Source organism: Rhizobium sp. K102 (genome assembly GCF_022385315.1).
GTDB lineage: Bacteria > Pseudomonadota > Alphaproteobacteria > Rhizobiales > Rhizobiaceae > Rhizobium > Rhizobium croatiense.
Genome location: NZ_CP092436.1, coordinates 1824070 through 1844534, shown reverse-complemented (window position 1 = coordinate 1844534; position 20465 = coordinate 1824070). Strand labels below are relative to the sequence as shown.

Here is a 20465-nt window from a genome sequence, read left to right as displayed (position 1 = left end):
CCACAATGGCTCGCGAATATAAGATCGAAGACTACCGCAATTTCGGTATCATGGCGCATATCGACGCCGGCAAGACCACGACCACCGAGCGTATCCTTTACTACACCGGCAAGTCGCACAAGATCGGCGAAGTCCACGACGGTGCAGCCACCATGGACTGGATGGAGCAGGAGCAGGAGCGTGGCATCACGATCACGTCTGCTGCCACCACGACCTTCTGGAAGGGCCGTGACGGCAAGATGCGTCGCTTCAACATCATCGACACCCCCGGCCACGTCGACTTCACCATCGAAGTCGAGCGTTCGCTGCGCGTTCTCGACGGTGCGATTGCTCTTCTCGATGCCAACGCCGGTGTTGAACCGCAGACGGAAACCGTCTGGCGTCAGGCTGAGAAGTACAACGTTCCGCGTATGATCTTCTGCAACAAGATGGACAAGACCGGTGCGGACTTCTACCGTTCGGTCGAGATGATCAAGACCCGTCTGGGCGCGATCGCTGTCGTCATGCAGCTGCCGATCGGCGCTGAAAGCGACTTCAAGGGCGTTATCGACTTGGTCGAGATGAATGCCCTCATCTGGCGCGACGAATCTCTCGGCGCCCAGTGGGACGTCGTTGAGATCCCGGAAGACATGAAGGCCAAGGCTGAAGAATATCGCGAAAAGCTGATCGAGACGGTTGTCGAGATCGACGAAGCGGCGATGGAAGCCTACCTCGAAGGCAACATGCCTGACAACGACAAGATCCGCGAACTCGTTCGTCGCGGCACGATCGACGTCAAGTTCCATCCGATGTTCTGCGGCACCGCTTTCAAGAACAAGGGCGTTCAGCCACTGCTCGACGCCGTTGTCGATTACCTGCCGTCGCCGCTCGACATTCCGGCGATCAAGGGCATCGACTTCAAGACGGAAGCTGAAATCGAGCGTCATGCAGACGACGCCGAGCCGCTTTCCATGCTCGCATTCAAGATCATGAACGACCCCTTCGTCGGTTCGCTCACCTTCGCCCGTATCTACTCCGGCAAGCTCGAAAAGGGTTCGTCGGTCATGAACACGGTCAAGGACAAGCGCGAGCGCGTCGGCCGCATGCTGCAGATGCACTCCAACTCGCGTGAAGACATCGAAGAAGCCTTTGCCGGCGACATCGTTGCTCTCGCCGGTCTCAAGGAAACCACCACGGGTGACACGCTCTGCGACCCGCTGAAGCCGGTTATCCTCGAGCGCATGGAATTCCCGGAGCCGGTCATCCAGATCGCTATCGAGCCGAAGTCCAAGGGCGACCAGGAAAAGATGGGCCTCGCGCTCAACCGCCTGGCTGCCGAAGATCCGTCCTTCCGCGTGAAGACGGATCAGGAATCCGGTCAGACGATCATTGCCGGCATGGGCGAACTGCACCTCGACATCATCGTCGACCGCATGCGCCGCGAGTTCAAGGTTGAAGCAAACGTCGGCGCGCCGCAGGTTGCTTACCGCGAAACCATCACGCGCCAGCACGAAGAAGACTACACGCACAAGAAGCAGTCCGGTGGTACCGGCCAGTTCGCGCGCGTCAAGATTGTCTTCGAACCGAACCCTGAAGGCGATGACTTCAAGTTCGAATCCAAGATCGTCGGTGGTGCTGTTCCGAAGGAATACATCCCGGGCGTTCAGAAGGGTATCGAGAGCGTTCTGTCTTCGGGTCCGCTCGCTGGCTTCCCGATGCTCGGCGTCAAGGCGACGCTCATCGACGGCGCCTTCCACGACGTTGACTCCTCGGTTCTGGCGTTCGAAATCGCTTCCCGCGCCTGCTTCCGTGAAGCTGCGAAGAAGGCCGGTGCTCAGCTCCTCGAGCCGATGATGAAGGTCGAAGTCGTTACCCCGGAAGATTACGTCGGTGACGTTATCGGCGACCTCAACTCCCGCCGTGGCCAGATCCAGGGTCAGGAGAGCCGCGGTGTGGCCGTTGTCATCAATGCCAACGTCCCGCTGGCGAACATGTTCAAGTACGTCGATAACCTGCGCTCCATGTCGCAGGGCCGTGCTCAGTACACGATGACCTTCGATCATTACTCGCCGGTCCCGTCGAACGTCGCAACTGAAATCCAGGCAAAGTATTCCGGTCAGAAGTGACCGGAATACCAATTGACCGATAACAAGAATTAGCTCCCCTCGGGGACTAGCAAAACGGAGAGCCGAAAATGGCAAAGAGTAAGTTTGAGCGCAACAAGCCGCACGTCAACATTGGCACGATCGGCCACGTTGACCACGGCAAGACGTCTCTGACGGCAGCGATCACGAAGTACTTCGGTGAGTTCAAGGCGTACGACCAGATCGACGCGGCTCCGGAAGAGAAGGCACGCGGCATCACCATCTCGACGGCGCACGTCGAATATGAGACGCCGGCCCGTCACTACGCGCACGTCGACTGCCCCGGCCATGCCGACTACGTGAAGAACATGATCACCGGTGCTGCCCAGATGGACGGCGCGATCCTGGTGTGCTCGGCTGCCGACGGCCCGATGCCGCAGACGCGCGAACACATTCTGCTGGCCCGCCAGGTCGGCGTTCCGGCGATCGTGGTGTTCCTGAACAAGGTCGACCAGGTTGACGACGCCGAACTGCTCGAGCTGGTCGAGCTCGAAGTTCGCGAACTGCTGTCGTCCTACGACTTCCCGGGCGACGACATCCCGGTCGTCAAGGGTTCGGCGCTTGCCGCTCTTGAAGATAGCGACAAGAAGATCGGCGAAGACGCGATCCGCGAGCTGATGGCAGCGGTCGACGCCTACATCCCGACGCCTGAGCGTCCGATCGACCAGCCGTTCCTGATGCCGATCGAAGACGTGTTCTCGATCTCGGGCCGCGGCACGGTTGTGACCGGCCGCGTCGAGCGTGGCATTGTCAAGGTTGGCGAAGAAGTCGAGATCGTCGGCATCCGTCCGACCTCGAAGACGACGGTGACCGGCGTTGAAATGTTCCGCAAGCTGCTCGACCAGGGCCAGGCCGGCGACAACATCGGCGCACTGGTTCGCGGTGTTAACCGTGACGGCGTCGAGCGTGGCCAGATCCTGTGCAAGCCGGGTTCGGTCAAGCCGCACAAGAAGTTCATGGCTGAAGCCTACATCCTGACGAAGGAAGAGGGCGGCCGCCATACGCCGTTCTTCACCAACTACCGTCCGCAGTTCTACTTCCGCACGACCGACGTGACCGGCATCGTCACGCTGCCGGAAGGCACGGAAATGGTCATGCCGGGCGACAACGTCACGGTTGCCGTCGAGCTGATCGTTCCGATCGCGATGGAAGAAAAGCTGCGCTTCGCCATCCGCGAAGGCGGCCGCACCGTCGGCGCCGGTATCGTCGCCTCGATCGTCGAGTAATTCCTCGGCCGCTCCGGCGGAGTGGCCGATTCGATGACATTATTATGAAGCAGGCGGCGCAAGCCGCTTGCTTATTACACAGAAATATAGCAAATGGCGCGCGAGCGCGATTTGCGCACTGCTTTGGATAACGAAGCAGTGACTAAATAACCAATTAAGGTGGGCTAGAAGGCCCTGAAGACTGGATAGGGTTCCGTTTCGGCGCCCTCTCGATCTTTGAAACCGGTGGTCCGCCTTAGGAAGAAAGAACAACCTGTGTCTTGTCCAGAGACATGTGGGAAACAAACACAAGGATAACGTCGAATGAACGGCCAAAATATCCGCATTCGCCTGAAGGCGTTCGATCACCGGATTCTCGATGCTTCTACGCGCGAGATCGTGTCGACGGCGAAGCGCACCGGTGCAAGCGTCCGGGGCCCCGTTCCGCTTCCGACCCGCATCGAGAAGTTTACGGTCAACCGGTCCCCGCACATCGACAAGAAGAGCCGCGAACAGTTCGAGATGCGCACGCATAAGCGCCTTCTCGACATCGTAGACCCGACCCCGCAGACGGTGGACGCGCTGATGAAGCTCGATCTCGCCGCCGGTGTCGATGTTGAGATCAAGCTCTGAGCTTGCTCGAGCTGAGTTGGAAGGATTGAACCGATGCGTTCAGGTGTGATTGCACAGAAGGTGGGAATGACCCGCGTCTACAACGACGCCGGCGAGCATGTCCCGGTAACGGTACTGCGTATGGACGGCTGCCAGGTCGTTGCCACGCGCACTGTCGAAAAGAATGGCTATACCGCAGTTCAGCTCGGTGCAGGCCAGGCGAAGGTGAAGAACACGTCGAAGGCGATGCGCGGCAACTTTGCTGTCGCTAACGTCGAGCCGAAGGCAAAGCTCGCAGAATTCCGCGTCTCGGAAGACAATCTGCTCGAGATCGGCACCGAGATCAAGGCAGGTCACTTTGCCGCCGGTCAGCTCGTCGATGTGACGGGCACGACGATCGGTAAGGGTTTTGCCGGCGCCATGAAGCGCCACGGTTTCGGCGGTCTGCGCGCCACGCACGGTGTGTCGGTTTCGCACCGCTCGCACGGTTCGACCGGCTCGCGCCAGGATCCGGGCAAGGTTTTCAAGAACAAGAAGATGGCTGGTCACATGGGCCAGACGCGCGTCACGACGCAGAACCTGGAAGTGGTTTCGACCGACGAAGATCGTGGTCTGATCCTGATCAAGGGTGCTGTTCCCGGTTCCAAGGGTGCCTGGATCATCGTGCGCGACGCCGTCAAGTCGGCCGCGAAGTAAGGGAGCCAGATCAATGGAATTGAACGTCAAGACCCTCGAGGGAAAAGACGCCGGGAAGGTTTCCCTTTCGGACGCGATTTTCGGCCTCGAGCCCCGCGAAGACATTCTCGCCCGCGTCATCCGCTGGCAGCTTGCCAAAAAGCAGCAGGGCACGCACAAGGCAAAGGGCCGCGCTGAAGTTTCGCGCACCGGCGCCAAGATGTACAAGCAGAAGGGTACGGGCCGCGCCCGTCACCATTCGGCTCGCGCTCCGCAGTTCCGCGGCGGCGGCAAGGCCCACGGCCCTGTTGTCCGCAGCCACGAGCACGACCTTCCGAAGAAGGTTCGCGCGCTTGGCCTTCGCCACGCCCTTTCGGCCAAGATCAAGGCCGATGACGTCATCGTCATCGACAACCTGGTCGCCGCCGAAGCCAAGACCAAGGCTCTCGCGTCCGTTTTCGAAACGCTCGGCCTGACCAACGCCCTCTTCATCGGCGGCGCAGAGCTTGACGGCAACTTCAAGCTCGCAGCTCAGAACATCCCGAACATCGATGTTCTGCCGATCCAGGGCATCAATGTTTACGACATCGTGCGCCGCGGCAAGCTCGTGCTTTCCAAGGCTGCGGTTGAAGCGCTAGAGGAGCGATTCAAGTGACCGATCTCCGCCACTACGATGTGATCGTCTCCCCGGCGATCACCGAAAAGTCCACGCTGGTCTCCGAGAACAACCAGGTTGTTTTCAATGTCGCCAAGCAGGCGACGAAGCCGGAAATCAAGGCTGCGGTCGAGGCGCTGTTCGGCGTCAAGGTCACGGCCGTCAACACTCTGCTGCGCAAGGGCAAGACCAAGCGGTTCCGCGGTTTTGTCGGCAAGCAGAAGGACGTGAAGAAGGCTGTCGTGACGCTGGCTGAAGGCCAGACGATCGACGTCTCCACCGGTCTCTGAGGAATAAGAAAATGGCATTGAAAACATTCAATCCGACGACCCCGAGCCAGCGTCAGCTGGTCATCGTGGACCGCTCCTCGCTCTACAAGGGCAAGCCGGTCAAGGCGCTGACGGAAGGTCTGAGCAAGAGCGGCGGTCGTAACAACCTCGGCCGCATCACCGCCCGCTTCATCGGCGGCGGTCACAAGCGTACCTACCGTCTGGTCGACTTCAAGCGTCGCAAGTTCGATGTCGAAGGCACGGTCGAGCGTATCGAATACGACCCGAACCGCACGGCTTTCATCGCGCTGGTGAGCTATGCCGACGGCGAACAGGCCTACATCATCGCTCCGCAGCGTCTTGCTGCCGGCGACAAGGTCATCGCTTCGGAAAAGGCCGTCGACGTCAAGCCCGGCAACACCATGCCGCTGCAGTACATCCCGGTCGGCTCTATCATCCACAACGTGGAAATGAAGCCGGGCAAGGGCGGTCAGATCGCCCGTTCCGCCGGTTCCTACGCGCAGCTCGTCGGTCGTGACCAGGGCATGGCGATCCTTCGCCTGAACTCCGGCGAACAGCGTCTGGTCAGCGGCGTCTGCCTCGCTTCGATCGGCGCCGTCTCGAACCCGGACCACGCCAACATCAACGACGGCAAGGCCGGTCGTACCGTTTGGCGCGGCAAGCGTCCGCATAACCGCGGTGTCGTCATGAACCCGGTCGACCATCCGCACGGCGGTGGTGAAGGCCGCACCTCCGGTGGTCGCCATCCGGTGACACCGTGGGGCAAGCCGACCAAGGGCAAGCGCACCCGGTCGAACAAGTCGACCGACAAGATGATCATGCGCTCGCGTCATCAGCGTAAGAAGTAAGAGAGGAAGTCTCCAATGGCTCGTTCAGTATGGAAAGGTCCGTTCGTTGACGGCTATCTTCTCAAGAAGGCTGAGAAGGTTCGTGAAGGCGGACGTGCAGAAGTGATCAAGATCTGGAGCCGTCGCTCCACGATCCTGCCGCAGTTCGTCGGTCTTACCTTCGGCGTCTACAACGGCAGCAAGCATATTCCGGTCAGCGTCAATGAAGACATGGTCGGTCACAAGTTCGGTGAATTCTCTCCGACCCGGACCTACTACGGTCACGGCGCGGACAAGAAGGCAAAGAGGAAGTAACGATGGGCAAGGCAAAAACAGAACGCCGGCTCAAGGACAACGAAGCGCAGGCAGTCGCCCGCACGCTCCGCGTCAGCCCCCAGAAGCTCAATCTGGTTGCTGCGGCCATCCGCGGCAAGAAGGTCGAGCGTGCACTCGCTGAGCTGGAGTTCTCCCGCAAGCGCATCGCGGGCGCCGTCAAGAAGACGCTCGAATCCGCGATCGCCAACGCCGAGAACAACCACGATCTCGACGTCGACGCACTCGTCGTCGCCGAGGCCTATGTCGGCAAGTCGATCGTCATGAAGCGCTTCCACGCTCGTGGCCGCGGTCGCGCGTCGCGTATCGAAAAGCCCTTCGCGCACTTGACGATCGTCGTTCGTGAAGTGCAGGCAGCAGAGGAGGCCGCATAATGGGTCAGAAAATCAATCCGATCGGTTTCCGTCTCGGCATCAACCGTACCTGGGATAGCCGCTGGTTCGCGGACAATGCCGAGTACGGCCAGCTGCTGCACGAAGACCTGAAAATGCGCAAGTTCGTCATGAGCGAACTGAAGCAGGCCGGGATCTCCAAGGTGGTCATCGAGCGTCCGCACAAGAAGTGCCGCGTCACGATCCACTCGGCCCGTCCGGGCCTGATCATCGGCCGCAAGGGCGCCGACATCGACAAGCTCCGCAAGAAGCTGTCGGACATGACCAACTCGGAAACGCACCTCAACATCGTCGAAGTGCGCAAGCCCGAAGTTGATGCGACGCTGGTCGCTCAGTCGATCGCCCAGCAGCTCGAGCGCCGCGTGGCTTTCCGCCGTGCCATGAAGCGCGCCGTTCAGTCCGCGATGCGTCTTGGCGCCGAAGGCATCAAGATCACCTGCGCCGGCCGTCTCGGCGGTGCGGAAATCGCTCGTACGGAATGGTACCGTGAAGGTCGCGTTCCGCTGCACACGCTGCGCGCCGACATCGACTACGGCACGGCAGAAGCAGAAACCGCATTCGGTATCTGCGGCATCAAGGTCTGGATCTTCAAGGGCGAAATCCTTGAGCACGATCCGATGGCTTCCGAACGTCGCGCGCTGGAAGGCGACGCACAGGGTCCGGCAAGCCGCGAACGCGACCGTGGCGATCGTCGCCGCGAACGCGACAACGCGTAATTAGCGCTGGCGAAAGATAAGCTCGGAGAAGTAAGAAAATGTTGCAGCCAAAGCGTACTAAGTACCGCAAGCAGTTCAAGGGCCGCATCAAGGGCGTCGCCAAGGGCGGTTCTGACCTGGCATTCGGCGAATTCGGCCTGAAGGCACAGGAGCCCAACCGCGTCAACGCACGCGAGATCGAAGCGGCCCGCCGCGCGATCACGCGTTACATGAAGCGCGCCGGCCGTGTATGGATCCGCGTGTTCCCGGACGTTCCGGTAACCGCAAAGCCGACCGAAGTCCGCATGGGTAAGGGTAAGGGCTCCGTTGAGTACTGGGCATGCAAGGTCAAGCCCGGTCGTATGATGTTCGAGATCGACGGCGTCAGCGAAGAGATCGCCCGTGAGGCGCTTCGTCTCGGCTCTGCCAAGCTCTCGGTCAAGACGCGCTTCGTACAGCGCATTGCAGAGTAAGGGATTGAGCTCATGAAAGCCTCAGATGTTCGCGCGTTGACCGCCGACCAACTCAAGGACGAGCTTGCCAAGCTGAAGAAGGAGCAGTTCAACCTGCGCTTCCAGAAGGCGACCGGCCAGCTCGAAAAGTCCTCGCGCATCAACGAAGTCCGCAAGGACATCGCCCGCGTCAAAACCATTGCCCGCCAGAAGGCGGCAGAAGTTAAGGCCTAAAGGAAGAAAAATATGCCGAAGCGCATCCTGCAGGGCGTCGTCGTTGGCGACAAGAACGAGAAGACGGTAGTGGTTCGCGTCGAGCGTCGTTTCGCTCACCCGCTGCTCCAGAAGACCGTTCGTCGTTCCAAGAAGTACAAGGCCCACGACGAAAACAACCAGTACAAGATCGGCGATACCGTATCCATCGAGGAATGCGCGCCGATCTCCAAGGACAAGCGCTGGACGGTGATCGCCGCCCAGGGCAAGTAAACAGAATTTTGCGCGAGGCCTTGCGTCTCGCCGAAATATCTGTATGAAGCAGCGTCAGAACGCTCGAATGCCGGGCGTTCTTTTGCTTTGAGCGCACGGAAGGTCCCGTTCGGGAAACCACCCTGGCACGATCGACCCCGCGCTATTCAGCTATTGCCGCGTTCCTACTTGCCTTAACGGCAGGTTGGCCGGCGAACATTTTCATAAGCCGGAGTAGGGGGCCTAGGCCCAACCATTCCGGTAAACCAAGAAGGCGACCTGATATGATTCAGATGCAAACAAACCTCGACGTCGCGGATAATTCCGGCGCACGTCGTGTCATGTGCATCAAGGTGCTGGGCGGCTCGAAGCGCAAGTATGCCTCGATCGGCGACGTCATCGTCGTTTCGATCAAGGAAGCGATCCCGCGCGGCCGCGTGAAGAAGGGTGACGTGATGAAGGCGGTTGTCGTTCGCACCGCCAAGGACATCCGTCGTCCGGATGGCTCGGTCATCCGCTTCGACACCAACGCAGCAGTCCTCATCGACAACAAGAAAGAGCCGATCGGCACCCGTATCTTCGGACCGGTTCCGCGCGAACTTCGCGCCAAGAACCACATGAAGATCATCTCGCTGGCTCCCGAAGTACTGTAAGGAGCGGAAGCGATGCAGAAGATTCGTAAAGGCGACAAGGTCGTCATGCTCGCTGGCAAGGACAAGGGCCGCACCGGCGAAGTCGTTCAGGTCATGCCGAAGGAAGATCGTGCGGTCGTTCGTGGCGTCAACGTCGTAAAGCGCCACCAGCGCCAGACGCAGACCCAGGAAGCCGGCATCATCAACAAGGAAGCCCCGGTTCACCTGTCCAACATTGCAATCGTCGACAAGGACGGCAAGCCGACCCGCGTCGGTTTCAAGGTCGTTGACGGCAAAAAGGTCCGCGTGGCCAAGCGTTCTGGAGAAGTGATCGATGGCTGAGGCAAAGTACGAGCCGCGGCTCAAGAAGGAATATGTCGAGCGCATCCGCAAGGCGATGCAGGAGCAGTTCTCCTACGCCAACGAGATGATGATCCCGAAGCTCGACAAGATCGTGATCAACATGGGTGTCGGCGAAGCGACCGCTGACTCGAAGAAGCCGACGGTAGCTGCCGCCGACCTCGCAGCGATCGCCGGCCAGAAGCCGGTCATCACCCGTGCACGCAACTCTATCGCAGGCTTCAAGGTCCGCGAACAGATGCCGATCGGCGCCAAGGTCACCCTGCGCGGCGCCCGCATGTACGAGTTCCTGGACCGTCTCGTGAACATCGCGCTCCCGCGCGTTCGCGACTTTCGCGGCCTGAACCCGAAGAGCTTTGACGGCCGTGGCAACTTCGCCATGGGCATCAAGGAGCACATTGTGTTCCCTGAGATCAACTACGACAAGGTTGATCAGATGTGGGGCATGGACATCATCGTTTGCACGACGGCGACGACCGACGACGAAGCACGGGCTCTTCTTAAAGAGTTCAGCTTCCCGTTCCGTCAATAACCGTAACGACGAGCGTAGAAAAGGAACCTGACATGGCGAAGACAAGCGCAGTTGAAAAGAACAAGCGCCGCCGTACTACGGTCGCCAACCAGGCCGCTAAGCGGGCTGCGTTGAAGGCGATCATCATGAACCAGGCTCTTCCGATCGAAGAGCGGTTCAAGGCCTCGATCAAGCTGGCATCCCTGCCGCGTGATGGATCGAAGACCCGTATTCGCAACCGTTGCGAAGTTTCGGGGCGTCCGCGCGCATATTACCGCAAACTGCGCATGTCGCGTATTGCGCTGCGTGAACTGGGCAATCTCGGCAAGGTGCCGGGCATCGTCAAGTCGAGCTGGTAAGGAGCAGGTTAGATGACAATGACTGATCCGTTGGGCGATATGCTCACCCGTATCCGTAACGGCGCTTCCCGCCGCAAGTCGTCGGTCTCGACGCCTGCGTCCAAGCTCCGTGCGCGTGTTCTCGATGTCCTGCAGTCCGAAGGCTACATCCGTGGCTATTCCGTTGTCGATTTCGGCAATGGCAAGTCGGAACTCAGCATCGAGCTGAAATATTATGAAGGCGCATCGGTGATCCGCGAGATCGGCCGTGTGTCCAAGCCGGGCCGCCGGGTTTATGTCTCGGTCAAGTCCATTCCGCAGGTCGCGAACGGTCTCGGCATCACCATCCTTTCGACTCCGAAGGGCGTGATGGCCGATCACCAGGCTCGTGAACAGAACGTTGGTGGCGAGGTTCTTTGCTCGGTCTTCTAAGACAGGGCAGGGATCTCCATAGCGAACAGACAGGATTGAAACATGTCTCGTATCGGTAAAAAGCCCGTTCAGGTGCCTGCTGGGATCACGGCTACGGTCGATGGCCAGAAGGTCACTGCAAAGGGCCCGAAGGGCGAGCTGTTTTTCGTTGCTAACGACGAAATCAGCCTCAAGCTCGAAAACAACGCGGTCGTCGTGACGCCCGTGAACCAGACCAAAGATGCACGTTCGAAGTGGGGCATGTCCCGCACGATGATCGAAGGCATCTTCAAGGGCGTCAAGGACGGCTTCGAGCGCAAGCTTGAAATCAACGGCGTCGGTTACCGCGCTGCCCTGCAGGGCAAGAACCTGCAGCTGGCCCTCGGCTTCAGCCATGACGTGATCTATGAGCCGCCGGTCGGCATCACGATCGCTGTGCCGAAGCCGACTGAAATTGTTGTCTCCGGCATCAATAAGCAGCAGGTCGGTCAGGTCGCCGCCGAAATCCGCGAATATCGCGGTCCTGAGCCTTACAAGGGCAAGGGCGTCAAGTACGCTGACGAGCGGATCGTCCGCAAAGAAGGCAAGAAGAAGTAAGGATCACGCGAAATGGCTAGCAGGAAAGAAGCACTTGCACGTCGTGCCAACCGCGTGCGCCGTCATATCAAGTCGGTGGCCAATGGCCGTCCGCGCCTGTCGGTTCATCGCTCCTCGAAGAACATCTATGCCCAGATCATCGATGATGTGGCCGGCAAGACGCTTGCCGCTGCATCGACCCTCGACAAGGATCTGCGCGGTTCTCTGAAGACCGGTGCTGACACCGCAGCAGCTGCCCTCGTCGGCAAGCTCGTTGCAGAGCGCGCTTCGAAGGCGGGCGTCACCGAGGTCGTGTTCGACCGTGGCGCCTTCATCTATCACGGCCGCATCAAGGCGCTTGCCGATGCAGCCCGCGAAGGCGGTCTCACCTTCTGATCAGTTTCCGGCCGGACGCTTTGCGCCGGCCGGATTTTCGCCGGATCGCAAGGCACTCCCCAAGAAGGGGAGGCTGATGCGGTCCACATTTGTTTGCCGATTGCACCCGGAAAAGAAAAAGGAAGAGGACAATGGCACAGGAAAGAAGGCCGCAGCGGGAAGACCGCCAGAGCCGTGAAGAGCGCGATAGCGAATTCGTCGACAAGCTTGTCGCGATCAACCGCGTCGCCAAGGTCGTCAAGGGCGGCCGTCGTTTTGGTTTCGCAGCACTCGTCGTCGTCGGCGACCAGAAGGGCCGCGTCGGCTTCGGTCATGGCAAGGCACGTGAAGTGCCGGAGGCCATCCGCAAGGCAACCGAAGCCGCCAAGCGCGAACTGATCTTCGTACCGCTGCGTGACGGCCGTACGCTGCATCACGACGTTCATGGCCGCCACGGCGCCGGCAAGGTTCTGCTGCGCTCGGCCAAGGTCGGTACCGGCATCATCGCCGGCGGTCCGATGCGCGCCGTTTTCGAAACGCTCGGCATGCACGACGTCGTCGCCAAGTCGACCGGTTCGTCGAACCCTTACAACATGGTTCGCGCCACCTTCGACGCTCTGAAGCACCAGGTTCACCCGAAGGACATCGCAGCTCAGCGCGGCATCAAGTATGCAACGCTGCAGGCTCGTCGTAGCGCCTCCGGCAACGCCTCTGAAGAATAAGAGGAGCTGACCAATGGCCAAGGCTACCAAGAAGGCTGAAGCGAAGACTGTCACGATCGAACAGGTCGGCAGCCCGATTCGCCGTCCGGACGTCCAGCAGCGCACGCTGATCGGTCTCGGACTGAACAAGATGCACCGTCGCCGCACGCTGGAGGATACTCCTTCGGTTCGTGGCATGATCCGTGCTGTCCAGCATCTCGTTCGCGTCGTCGACGAGAAGTGAGACGGAGGAAACGCTCATGAAACTCAATGAAATCAAGGACAACGAAGGTTCGACCCACAGCCGCAAGCGCCTCGGCCGCGGTATCGGCTCGGGCTCGGGCAAGACCGGTGGTCGCGGTGTGAAGGGTCAGAAGTCCCGTTCCGGCGTCGCCATCAACGGCTTCGAAGGCGGCCAGATGCCGATCTATCGTCGCCTGCCGAAGCGCGGCTTCAACAACATCTTCGCTTCCGACTTTGTCGTCGTGTCGCTCGGCCGCATCCAGGCCGCGATCGACGCCGGCAAGCTCGATGCGAAGGCCACCGTTGACGCAGCCTCCCTCAAGGCTGCCGGCGTCATCCGCCGCGCCAAGGACGGCGTCCGCGTTCTCGCCGACGGCGAACTCAAGGCCAAGATCATCATCGTCGTCGCAGGCGCTTCCAAGCCTGCCGTCGAGAAGATCGAAAAGGCCGGCGGCAGCGTGACCCTGCTTTCGGCTCCTGCTGCAGCCGAATAATAATCTGATGATATGTCGCCCGGGGTGCTTCACACCGGGCGATTTTGCTCCCATATGTGGGCCTCACAAAATATTGGCTGGCGCGCCCGCGTCATGCCGATAAGACTGGAAAACAAGGGTGAGGCATGGGGTTGCGCTGCAATCCGTTCCAAGCCCGGTTTTGAATAATTTTCATACTGATTCCGGGACCGGCCTGTCCCCAGAGACGGCCGGAATTGGTAGCGCGGAGAATCGCATGGCTTCTGCAGCGGAACAATTGGCATCCAACCTCAATTTTTCGACCTTTGCCAAAGCCGAGGATTTGAAGAAGCGCCTGTGGTTCACACTGGCAGCTCTCCTCGTCTACAGGCTCGGTACCCATATTCCGCTTCCGGGTCTCAACCCCGAAGCCTATGCCCAGGCTTTCCGCGGCCAGGCAGGCGGCATCCTCGGCCTTTTCAACATGTTTTCGGGCGGCGCCGTCGAGCGCATGGCGATCTTCGCGCTCGGCATCATGCCTTATATCTCCGCCTCGATCATCGTGCAGCTGATGACCTCGGTCGTGCCAGCGCTCGAAAATCTGAAGAAGGAAGGCGAACAGGGTCGTAAGATCATCAACCAGTACACCCGTTACGGCACGGTGATTCTCGGCGCACTGCAGGCCTACGGCATTGCTGCCGGTCTTGAGAGCGGCCAGGGGCTCGTCGTCGATCCGGGCTGGTTCTTCCGCGTTTCCACCGTCCTGACGCTGCTCGGCGGCACGATGTTCCTGATGTGGCTCGGCGAGCAGATCACCTCGCGCGGCATCGGCAACGGCATTTCGCTGATCATCTTCGCCGGCATCGCCGCCGGTCTTCCCACGGCCCTTGCGGGCACGCTCGAACTCGGCCGCACCGGCGCGCTGTCGACGCCGCTCATCCTGCTCGTCATTCTCGTCGCGATCGGCGTCATCGGCGTCATCGTCTTCGTCGAACGTGCGCAGCGCCGGCTGCTGATTCAGTATCCGAAGCGCCAGGTCGGCAACCGTATGTTCCAGGGCGATACCTCGCATCTGCCGCTGAAGCTCAACACCTCGGGCGTCATCCCGGCGATTTTCGCGTCGTCGCTGCTGCTGCTGCCGGCAACGATCGCTGGCTTTGCCAGCACCACCGCAATGCCGACCTGGGCGACGTCGATCGTTGCGGCGCTCGGCCATGGTCAGCCGCTCTACATGGTGCTCTATGCGGCACTGATCGCCTTCTTCGCCTTCTTCTACACCGCCATCGTCTTCAATCCGAAGGACACGGCCGACAATCTGAAGAAGCACGGCGGCTTCATTCCCGGCATCCGCCCGGGTGAGCGCACCGCCGAATACATCGACTACGTGCTGACCCGTATCACGGTCATCGGCGCGATCTATCTCGTCTTCGTCTGCATCCTTCCCGAGATTTTGGTGTCGCAAACCGGCATTCCATTAGCCCTTGGTGGGACTTCGCTTTTGATCGTGGTTAGCGTAACTCTTGATACGGTTGCACAGATCCAGGGTCACCTGATCGCGCAGCAGTACGAAGGCCTGATCAAGAAATCGAAGCTGCGTGGAGGAAAGAGGGGGCGATGAGACTTATCCTTTTGGGGCCGCCGGGCGCGGGTAAGGGAACCCAAGCCCAGCGGATCGTGGAAAAGCACGGCATTCCGCAGCTTTCCACGGGCGATATGCTGCGTGCGGCGGTCAATGCCGGTACGGAAGTCGGCAAGCGGGCGAAGGCGGTCATGGACGCCGGCAAGCTTGTCTCGGATGAGATCGTCATCGCCATCGTTTCCGAGCGAATCGATCAGCCCGATTGCGCCGACGGTTTCATTCTCGATGGCTTTCCGAGGACGTTGGTCCAGGCGGACGCCACCGAGGCGATGCTCAAAGCCAAGGGACTCGACCTTTCGGTGGTTATCGAGTTTCGCGTCGACGACCAGGAACTCGTCCGCCGCGTGGACGGCCGTTACACCTGCGCTCAGTGCGGCACTGTCTATCATGACACGGACAAGGTTCCGGTCGAGGAAGGCGTGTGCGACAAGTGCGGTTCGACTCACTTCAAGCGTCGTCCTGACGACAACGCCGAGACGATGATCAAGCGTCTCGAGGTCTACTACAAGGAAACCTCGCCGCTGATCGGCTACTACTATGCCAAGGGCAAACTCAAGTCCGTCGACGGCATGGCGGAGATCGACCAGGTGACAGCCGAGGTCGAAACCATTCTTTCCAAGCTTTAAGGCTTTGAAAATAAACTTGGCGGAGCGGTTGCTTTTCAGCACTGATTCCGCTAAACACCGCGCCAACTCGCGACATTCCATGCGATCGGCGCGGATTTCCCAGGGAAGTCCGGGTGCGGTCGTTTTGACATGTTGCGGACGTAAATCTGAACGAGCGGTTCCAAAGACCGCATAACGAAGCCCACTTGCCGGATGGCAACTGGAATGCAAGGAGAACAGGCGTGGCACGTATCGCTGGCGTCAACATCCCGACTGCAAAGCGCGTTGTCATCGCGCTGACCTACATTCACGGGATCGGTCCGAAATTCGCACAGGAAATCGTCGAGAAGGTTGGTATCCCGGCCGAACGCCGTGTGCATCAGCTGACGGACGCCGAAGTCCTTCAGATCCGCGAAGCCATCGACCGTGACTATCAGGTCGAGGGTGATCTTCGTCGCGATACCGCGATGAACATCAAGCGCCTGATGGACCTCGGCTGCTACCGCGGTCTGCGTCATCGCCGCGGCCTTCCGGTCCGCGGTCAGCGCACGCACACCAATGCCCGCACCCGCAAGGGTCCGGCAAAGGCAATCGCTGGCAAGAAGAAGTAATTTCCGGGAAACCGGGATGAGGGGGCTGGCGGTCTGCGCCGGCCTCTTTTGAGTTTGGAGCGGGACCATATAGGCGCCGTTCCGGTGTAGCCGCTGGCATTACGGCGGTGAAGAGATCAACGAAAGGAATAGCATGGCTAAGGAAGCCGTCCGCGTTCGCCGTCGCGAGCGCAAGAATATCTCGTCGGGTGTCGCTCACGTCAACTCGACCTTCAACAACACGATGATCACTATCACCGATGCGCAGGGCAATGCGATCGCCTGGTCGTCGGCCGGCGCCAAGGGCTTCAAGGGCTCGCGCAAGTCGACGCCGTTCGCCGCCCAGATCGCTGCCGAAGACTGCGCCAAGAAGGCTCAGGAGCACGGCATGAAGTCGCTGGAAGTCGAAGTCTGCGGTCCGGGTTCGGGTCGTGAATCGGCTCTGCGCGCGCTCCAGGCTGCGGGTTTCATGATCACGTCCATCCGCGACGTGACCCCGATCCCGCACAATGGCTGCCGTCCGCGCAAGAAGCGCCGCGTCTGATCATCGCTATCGTCACCGGTGAGCGCCTCCGCGCTCCCGGTGGTTTTCAAGCTCGGTTGCCACGATTGGATGGTGGCAACGAACGGAAGGCAAACTCATGATTCAGAAGAACTGGCAGGAACTGATCAAGCCGAACAAGGTGGAGTTCTCCTCGAGCTCGCGCACCAGGGCGACGCTCGTTGCCGAACCGCTGGAGCGCGGCTTCGGCCTCACCCTCGGCAACGCGCTGCGTCGCGTTCTGCTCTCCTCGCTGCGCGGTGCCGCCGTCACGGCGGTGCAGATCGACGGCGTGCTGCATGAATTCTCCTCGATTCCGGGCGTCCGCGAAGACGTCACGGACATCGTGCTCAACATCAAGGAAATCGCCATCAAGATGGATGGCGACGACGCAAAGCGCATGGTCGTGCGTAAGCAGGGCCCGGGCGTTGTTACGGCTGGCGACATCCAGACGGTCGGCGATATCGAAATCCTCAACCCCGAGCATGTCATCTGCACGCTCGACGAGGGCGCCGAAATCCGCATGGAATTCACCGTCAACAACGGCAAGGGCTACGTTCCGGCCGAACGCAATCGTGCGGAAGATGCTCCGATCGGTCTCATCCCGGTCGACAGCCTTTATTCGCCGGTCAAGAAGGTGTCCTACAAGGTTGAAAACACCCGCGAAGGACAGGTTCTCGACTACGACAAGCTGAACATGACCATCGAAACCGATGGCTCGATCACCGGCGAAGACGCCGTCGCTTTCGCGGCGCGCATTCTCCAGGATCAGCTTGGCGTCTTCGTCAACTTCGACGAGCCGCAGAAGGAAACCGAAGAGGAAGCAGTCACCGAACTCGCTTTCAACCCGGCTCTCCTGAAGAAGGTGGACGAACTCGAACTGTCGGTCCGTTCGGCAAACTGCCTGAAGAACGACAACATCGTCTACATCGGCGACCTCATTCAGAAGACCGAAGCAGAAATGCTCCGCACACCGAATTTTGGTCGCAAGTCGCTGAACGAAATCAAGGAAGTTCTCGCTTCCATGGGCCTGCACCTCGGCATGGAAGTGCCGGCATGGCCGCCCGAGAACATCGAAGATCTCGCCAAGCGTTACGAAGACCAGTATTGAGAAAACAAAAGGCAGGCTCTTTCGACTGCCTTTCCCCGTCAAACAGCAGGCCGATCGCCTGCATGTGCCAGGAAACGGCAGGCCCACTTAGTGTAAGGGCACCTGCATTAAAGGAGAATAGCAATGCGCCATGGTAAAGCCGGCCGCAAGCTGAATAGAACTGCAAGCCACCGCAAGGCGATGTTCGCCAACATGGCGGCTTCGCTGATTACCCACGAGCAGATCGTCACGACCCTGCCGAAGGCCAAGGAAATCCGCCCGATCGTCGAGAAGCTCGTCACGCTCGGCAAGCGCGGCGACCTGCACGCTCGCCGTCAGGCGATCTCGCAGATCCGCGACGCTGCCGTCGTTTCGAAGCTGTTCGACACGATCGCAACGCGTTACGCCACCCGCAACGGCGGCTACCTGCGCATCATGAAGGCCGGCTTCCGCCAGGGCGACAATGCCGCCATGGCCGTTGTCGAATTCGTTGATCGCGACACCTATGCCAAGGGTGCAGCCGACAAGGCCCGCGTCGCTGCCGAAGAACAGGCCGTCGCTGCCTAAGATTTTCCGATTTCGGAAAGCTGGAAAGCCGGGCCTTGCGCCCGGCTTTTTCGTTTGTGCTGGCATTTTTGATGAGTGAGTAGCGCCATGATCGACCACATAACCGTCGCGGTGGGTGATTTGTCGAGGAGCAAGCTCTTCTACGAAAAAGCGTTCTTACCCATGGGTTACAAGCTTACCTTCGTTAAGGAGAACGTCTTCTGGGCCTTCGATATCGGCAATGGCTGCCTGTTCGAGATCCAGTAGGCGGATAGCCCGCCGCCTCTGACCGGATTCACGTCGCGTTCAGGGCGCGCAGCAAGGCCGAGGTCGATGCCTTCCATCACGCATTTCGACTGACGACCGCCGGAGCCCTACTGCTTGGGCGGGTCTTCTCGCCTTGGAATATAGTAGCTTACGCGATCGGGATAGCTGCGGCCTATGCTTTTGATCCCGCACATAGGCCATCTTCGCCCGATCGGCGTTAAACCGATTGTCGCGAAGCTGGTGAGCCCACGGGCCGGCCGCGCGGCCGTCCTTGTGCTTTCTTCCGGCTGCGGGCGATCGGCCGCCAGGAGCGGTAGAGGATAAGGGCGATGATAAGCCCGACATAGATATATTGCTCGAGATCGAGGATCTTGGTCGAAAGGGCAAAATGCAGCGCTCCGCTGGCGGCGATGATGTAGACCAGGCGGTGCAGCCAGTTCCAGTTCGCGCCGAGACGACGGATCGAGAAGTTATTGGATGTCACCGCCAGGGGAATAAGCATCGCCAGGGCCGCCATGCCGAACATGATGAAAGGGCGCTTCAGCACGTCGTTGATGACGGCTTGGATATCCATCGCCTGGTCGAGCACCATGTAGACGGTGAAGTGCATCAGCGCGTAGTAGAAGGTCAAAAGGCCGAGCGCGCGGCGGTAGCGCAGATAGTTCCAGCCGAACAGCTCGCGGGCCGGCGAGACGGCAAGGGTCGCGATCAGGAAGCGGATCGTCCAGATGCCGAGGAAGAGCTCGAAGGTCTTGACCGGGTCGGCGCCGAGCTGATCGGTCGCGCCAAGATAGAAGGTCCAGGCGGCCGGCACGAGCCCCACCGCGTAAAGCAGCCAGACGGAGGCGGGTTGCCAACGTTTCGGGATGGCGAGCGACAATTCTGCCATCAGAAATTCGCCTTCAGGTCCATGCCGGCATAAAGGCTCGCCACCTCGTCGGCATAGCCGTTGAAGGGCAGGGTGGGGCGGCGGCTCGCGCCGAAGAAGCCGCTTTCGCCGATGCGCCGCTCGCTCGCCTGGCTCCAGCGCGGATGGTCGACGGCAGGGTTGACGTTGGCGTAGAAGCCGTATTCCTGCGGATTGGTCACCTGCCAGGTATTCTTCGGCTGCTGGTCGGTGAGGGTGATCCTGACGATCGACTTGATGCCCTTGAAGCCGTATTTCCATGGCACGACGAGGCGGATCGGCGCGCCGTTCTGGTTCGGCAGCGTTTCGCCATAGAGGCCGACGGCAAGCAGCGTCAGCGGGTGACGCGCTTCGTCGAGCCGCAGGCCTTCGACATAGGGCCAGTCGAGTGACTGGAAGAAACCCTTCTGTCCCGGCATCTCCTCCGGCCGCACGACGGTTTCGAAGGCGACGTATTTGGCGCTGCCGAGCGGCTCCACCTTGTCGAGCAGCGATGCCAGCGGAAAGCCGTCCCAAGGAATGACCATCGACCAGGCCTCGACGCAGCGCATCCGATAGGTGCGTTCCTCGATCGGGAATTCCTTCATCAGCGCCTCGAGGTCGAAGGTGCCTGGTTTGTTGACCATGCCGTCGACCTTGACCGTCCAGGGCAGCGGCTTGAAATCGCCGGAATTCGCGGCGGGATCGCCCTTGTCGAGGCCGAACTCATAAAAATTATTGTAGGTGGTGACGTCCTTGAGCGGCGTCGGCTTCTCGTCGACCTTATACTTGCTCTCGACGGCCGAAAGGGCGGCCGCACTCGCCTTGCCGGCGCCATACAGCGCCATGGCGCCGAGCGTTGCAGCACCGAGGAATTCCCGGCGGCGCATATAGATCTGGCGCGGCGTGATCTCCGATGACGCGATCTTCGGGGGGCGATAGCTTGGCATGTCGAAACCTCCAGGGCGGATTTCTTGA

Annotated in this window: 31 protein-coding genes and 1 pseudogene; 30 read left to right on the top strand and 2 right to left on the bottom strand. The window is 60.2% G+C overall.

Annotated elements, in window-relative coordinates:
* Nucleotides 1-5 precede the first annotated feature (5 nt).
* The 30 genes and pseudogenes from fusA to MHI61_RS14955 all read left to right on the top strand — a co-directional run bounded on the left by fusA (nt 6) and on the right by MHI61_RS14955 (nt 18822).
* Nucleotides 6-2105: an elongation factor G gene (fusA, locus tag MHI61_RS15100; protein WP_038688280.1), complete on the top strand. Its 2100-nt coding sequence runs from the start codon at nt 6-8 to the stop codon at nt 2103-2105.
* 68 nt (nt 2106-2173) lie between these two features.
* Nucleotides 2174-3349, top strand: coding sequence for an elongation factor Tu (gene tuf / locus MHI61_RS15095; RefSeq protein WP_092844923.1), 1176 nt, complete (start codon nt 2174-2176; stop codon nt 3347-3349).
* Nucleotides 3350-3652: 303 nt separating this feature from the next.
* Nucleotides 3653-3961, top strand: a complete 309-nt coding sequence (gene rpsJ, locus MHI61_RS15090) for a 30S ribosomal protein S10 (RefSeq protein WP_003547547.1) — start codon at nt 3653-3655, stop codon at nt 3959-3961.
* Nucleotides 3962-3994: 33 nt separating this feature from the next.
* Nucleotides 3995-4636 carry a 50S ribosomal protein L3 gene (gene rplC, locus MHI61_RS15085; protein ID WP_016734008.1) on the top strand — a complete coding sequence of 214 codons (642 nt, stop codon included), beginning with the start codon at nt 3995-3997 and terminating at the stop codon, nt 4634-4636.
* 13 nt (nt 4637-4649) lie between these two features.
* The gene (rplD, locus tag MHI61_RS15080) at nt 4650-5270 is read left to right on the top strand and encodes a 50S ribosomal protein L4 (protein ID WP_047619855.1); all 621 of its coding nucleotides are present in this window, start codon (nt 4650-4652) and stop codon (nt 5268-5270) included.
* The gene (locus tag MHI61_RS15075) at nt 5267-5560 is read left to right on the top strand and encodes a 50S ribosomal protein L23 (RefSeq protein WP_003547550.1); all 294 of its coding nucleotides are present in this window, start codon (nt 5267-5269) and stop codon (nt 5558-5560) included. The genes rplD and MHI61_RS15075 overlap by 4 nt, the downstream gene beginning before the upstream one ends.
* Before the next feature lie 11 nt (nt 5561-5571).
* The gene (gene rplB, locus MHI61_RS15070) at nt 5572-6408 is read left to right on the top strand and encodes a 50S ribosomal protein L2 (RefSeq protein ID WP_239792572.1); all 837 of its coding nucleotides are present in this window, start codon (nt 5572-5574) and stop codon (nt 6406-6408) included.
* A gap of 15 nt (nt 6409-6423) precedes the next feature.
* Nucleotides 6424-6702 (top strand): 30S ribosomal protein S19, encoded by a 279-nt coding sequence (gene rpsS / locus MHI61_RS15065; protein WP_003573797.1) that lies wholly within the window; start codon nt 6424-6426, stop codon nt 6700-6702.
* 2 nt (nt 6703-6704) lie between these two features.
* Nucleotides 6705-7094: a 50S ribosomal protein L22 gene (gene rplV, locus MHI61_RS15060; RefSeq protein ID WP_239792571.1), complete on the top strand. Its 390-nt coding sequence runs from the start codon at nt 6705-6707 to the stop codon at nt 7092-7094.
* The gene (rpsC, locus tag MHI61_RS15055) at nt 7094-7828 is read left to right on the top strand and encodes a 30S ribosomal protein S3 (RefSeq protein WP_003573793.1); all 735 of its coding nucleotides are present in this window, start codon (nt 7094-7096) and stop codon (nt 7826-7828) included. The genes rplV and rpsC overlap by 1 nt, the downstream gene beginning before the upstream one ends.
* Nucleotides 7829-7866: 38 nt before the next feature.
* Nucleotides 7867-8280: a 50S ribosomal protein L16 gene (rplP, locus tag MHI61_RS15050; RefSeq protein ID WP_003573792.1), complete on the top strand. Its 414-nt coding sequence runs from the start codon at nt 7867-7869 to the stop codon at nt 8278-8280.
* A gap of 12 nt (nt 8281-8292) precedes the next feature.
* Nucleotides 8293-8493, top strand: coding sequence for a 50S ribosomal protein L29 (gene rpmC, locus MHI61_RS15045; protein WP_004674925.1), 201 nt, complete (start codon nt 8293-8295; stop codon nt 8491-8493).
* 12 nt (nt 8494-8505) lie between these two features.
* The gene (gene rpsQ, locus MHI61_RS15040) at nt 8506-8745 is read left to right on the top strand and encodes a 30S ribosomal protein S17 (protein WP_004674926.1); all 240 of its coding nucleotides are present in this window, start codon (nt 8506-8508) and stop codon (nt 8743-8745) included.
* 263 nt (nt 8746-9008) lie between these two features.
* Nucleotides 9009-9377 carry a 50S ribosomal protein L14 gene (gene rplN / locus MHI61_RS15035; protein WP_003573790.1) on the top strand — a complete coding sequence of 123 codons (369 nt, stop codon included), beginning with the start codon at nt 9009-9011 and terminating at the stop codon, nt 9375-9377.
* 12 nt (nt 9378-9389) lie between these two features.
* A complete protein-coding gene (gene rplX, locus MHI61_RS15030) occupies nt 9390-9698 on the top strand; it encodes a 50S ribosomal protein L24 (RefSeq protein ID WP_004674929.1) in 309 nt (102 codons plus the stop codon).
* Nucleotides 9691-10248: a 50S ribosomal protein L5 gene (rplE, locus tag MHI61_RS15025; RefSeq protein ID WP_003573788.1), complete on the top strand. Its 558-nt coding sequence runs from the start codon at nt 9691-9693 to the stop codon at nt 10246-10248. Before rplX ends, rplE begins: the two co-directional genes overlap by 8 nt.
* Nucleotides 10249-10280: 32 nt before the next feature.
* The gene (gene rpsN, locus MHI61_RS15020; protein WP_003573787.1) at nt 10281-10586 is read left to right on the top strand and encodes a 30S ribosomal protein S14; all 306 of its coding nucleotides are present in this window, start codon (nt 10281-10283) and stop codon (nt 10584-10586) included.
* A gap of 12 nt (nt 10587-10598) precedes the next feature.
* Nucleotides 10599-10997, top strand: coding sequence for a 30S ribosomal protein S8 (gene rpsH / locus MHI61_RS15015; RefSeq protein WP_003547562.1), 399 nt, complete (start codon nt 10599-10601; stop codon nt 10995-10997).
* 42 nt (nt 10998-11039) lie between these two features.
* Nucleotides 11040-11573, top strand: a complete 534-nt coding sequence (rplF, locus tag MHI61_RS15010) for a 50S ribosomal protein L6 (RefSeq protein ID WP_008521309.1) — start codon at nt 11040-11042, stop codon at nt 11571-11573.
* A gap of 12 nt (nt 11574-11585) precedes the next feature.
* Nucleotides 11586-11948 (top strand): 50S ribosomal protein L18, encoded by a 363-nt coding sequence (rplR, locus tag MHI61_RS15005; RefSeq protein ID WP_097584703.1) that lies wholly within the window; start codon nt 11586-11588, stop codon nt 11946-11948.
* 131 nt (nt 11949-12079) lie between these two features.
* Entirely contained in the window at nt 12080-12649 is a 570-nt protein-coding gene (gene rpsE, locus MHI61_RS15000) for a 30S ribosomal protein S5 (protein WP_003573784.1), read from the top strand.
* A 13-nt stretch (nt 12650-12662) separates the two neighbouring features.
* Nucleotides 12663-12872 (top strand): 50S ribosomal protein L30, encoded by a 210-nt coding sequence (gene rpmD / locus MHI61_RS14995; RefSeq protein ID WP_003573781.1) that lies wholly within the window; start codon nt 12663-12665, stop codon nt 12870-12872.
* Nucleotides 12873-12888: 16 nt separating this feature from the next.
* Entirely contained in the window at nt 12889-13365 is a 477-nt protein-coding gene (rplO, locus tag MHI61_RS14990) for a 50S ribosomal protein L15 (RefSeq protein WP_239792570.1), read from the top strand.
* A gap of 235 nt (nt 13366-13600) precedes the next feature.
* Complete coding sequence (secY, locus tag MHI61_RS14985) at nt 13601-14941, top strand: preprotein translocase subunit SecY (RefSeq protein WP_239792569.1); 1341 nt, start codon at nt 13601-13603, stop codon at nt 14939-14941.
* Nucleotides 14938-15588: an adenylate kinase gene (locus MHI61_RS14980; protein ID WP_010031330.1), complete on the top strand. Its 651-nt coding sequence runs from the start codon at nt 14938-14940 to the stop codon at nt 15586-15588. The genes secY and MHI61_RS14980 overlap by 4 nt, the downstream gene beginning before the upstream one ends.
* A gap of 221 nt (nt 15589-15809) precedes the next feature.
* A complete protein-coding gene (gene rpsM / locus MHI61_RS14975) occupies nt 15810-16178 on the top strand; it encodes a 30S ribosomal protein S13 (RefSeq protein WP_003573772.1) in 369 nt (122 codons plus the stop codon).
* A gap of 133 nt (nt 16179-16311) precedes the next feature.
* Complete coding sequence (gene rpsK, locus MHI61_RS14970; RefSeq protein WP_003547577.1) at nt 16312-16701, top strand: 30S ribosomal protein S11; 390 nt, start codon at nt 16312-16314, stop codon at nt 16699-16701.
* A gap of 97 nt (nt 16702-16798) precedes the next feature.
* The gene (locus MHI61_RS14965) at nt 16799-17809 is read left to right on the top strand and encodes a DNA-directed RNA polymerase subunit alpha (protein WP_003547579.1); all 1011 of its coding nucleotides are present in this window, start codon (nt 16799-16801) and stop codon (nt 17807-17809) included.
* A gap of 123 nt (nt 17810-17932) precedes the next feature.
* Nucleotides 17933-18355 (top strand): 50S ribosomal protein L17, encoded by a 423-nt coding sequence (rplQ, locus tag MHI61_RS14960; RefSeq protein WP_010029289.1) that lies wholly within the window; start codon nt 17933-17935, stop codon nt 18353-18355.
* An 87-nt stretch (nt 18356-18442) separates the two neighbouring features.
* Nucleotides 18443-18822: pseudogene (locus MHI61_RS14955) on the top strand (VOC family protein).
* Here MHI61_RS14955 and msrQ read toward each other — a convergent pair.
* Nucleotides 18819-19490 carry a protein-methionine-sulfoxide reductase heme-binding subunit MsrQ gene (msrQ, locus tag MHI61_RS14950; protein WP_239792568.1) on the bottom strand — a complete coding sequence of 224 codons (672 nt, stop codon included), beginning with the start codon at nt 19488-19490 and terminating at the stop codon, nt 18819-18821. The pseudogene MHI61_RS14955 and the gene msrQ overlap by 4 nt on opposite strands.
* Nucleotides 19490-20437: a protein-methionine-sulfoxide reductase catalytic subunit MsrP gene (gene msrP, locus MHI61_RS14945; RefSeq protein ID WP_097584710.1), complete on the bottom strand. Its 948-nt coding sequence runs from the start codon at nt 20435-20437 to the stop codon at nt 19490-19492. Before msrP ends, msrQ begins: the two co-directional genes overlap by 1 nt.
* Between the last annotated feature and the right edge of the window lie 28 nt (nt 20438-20465).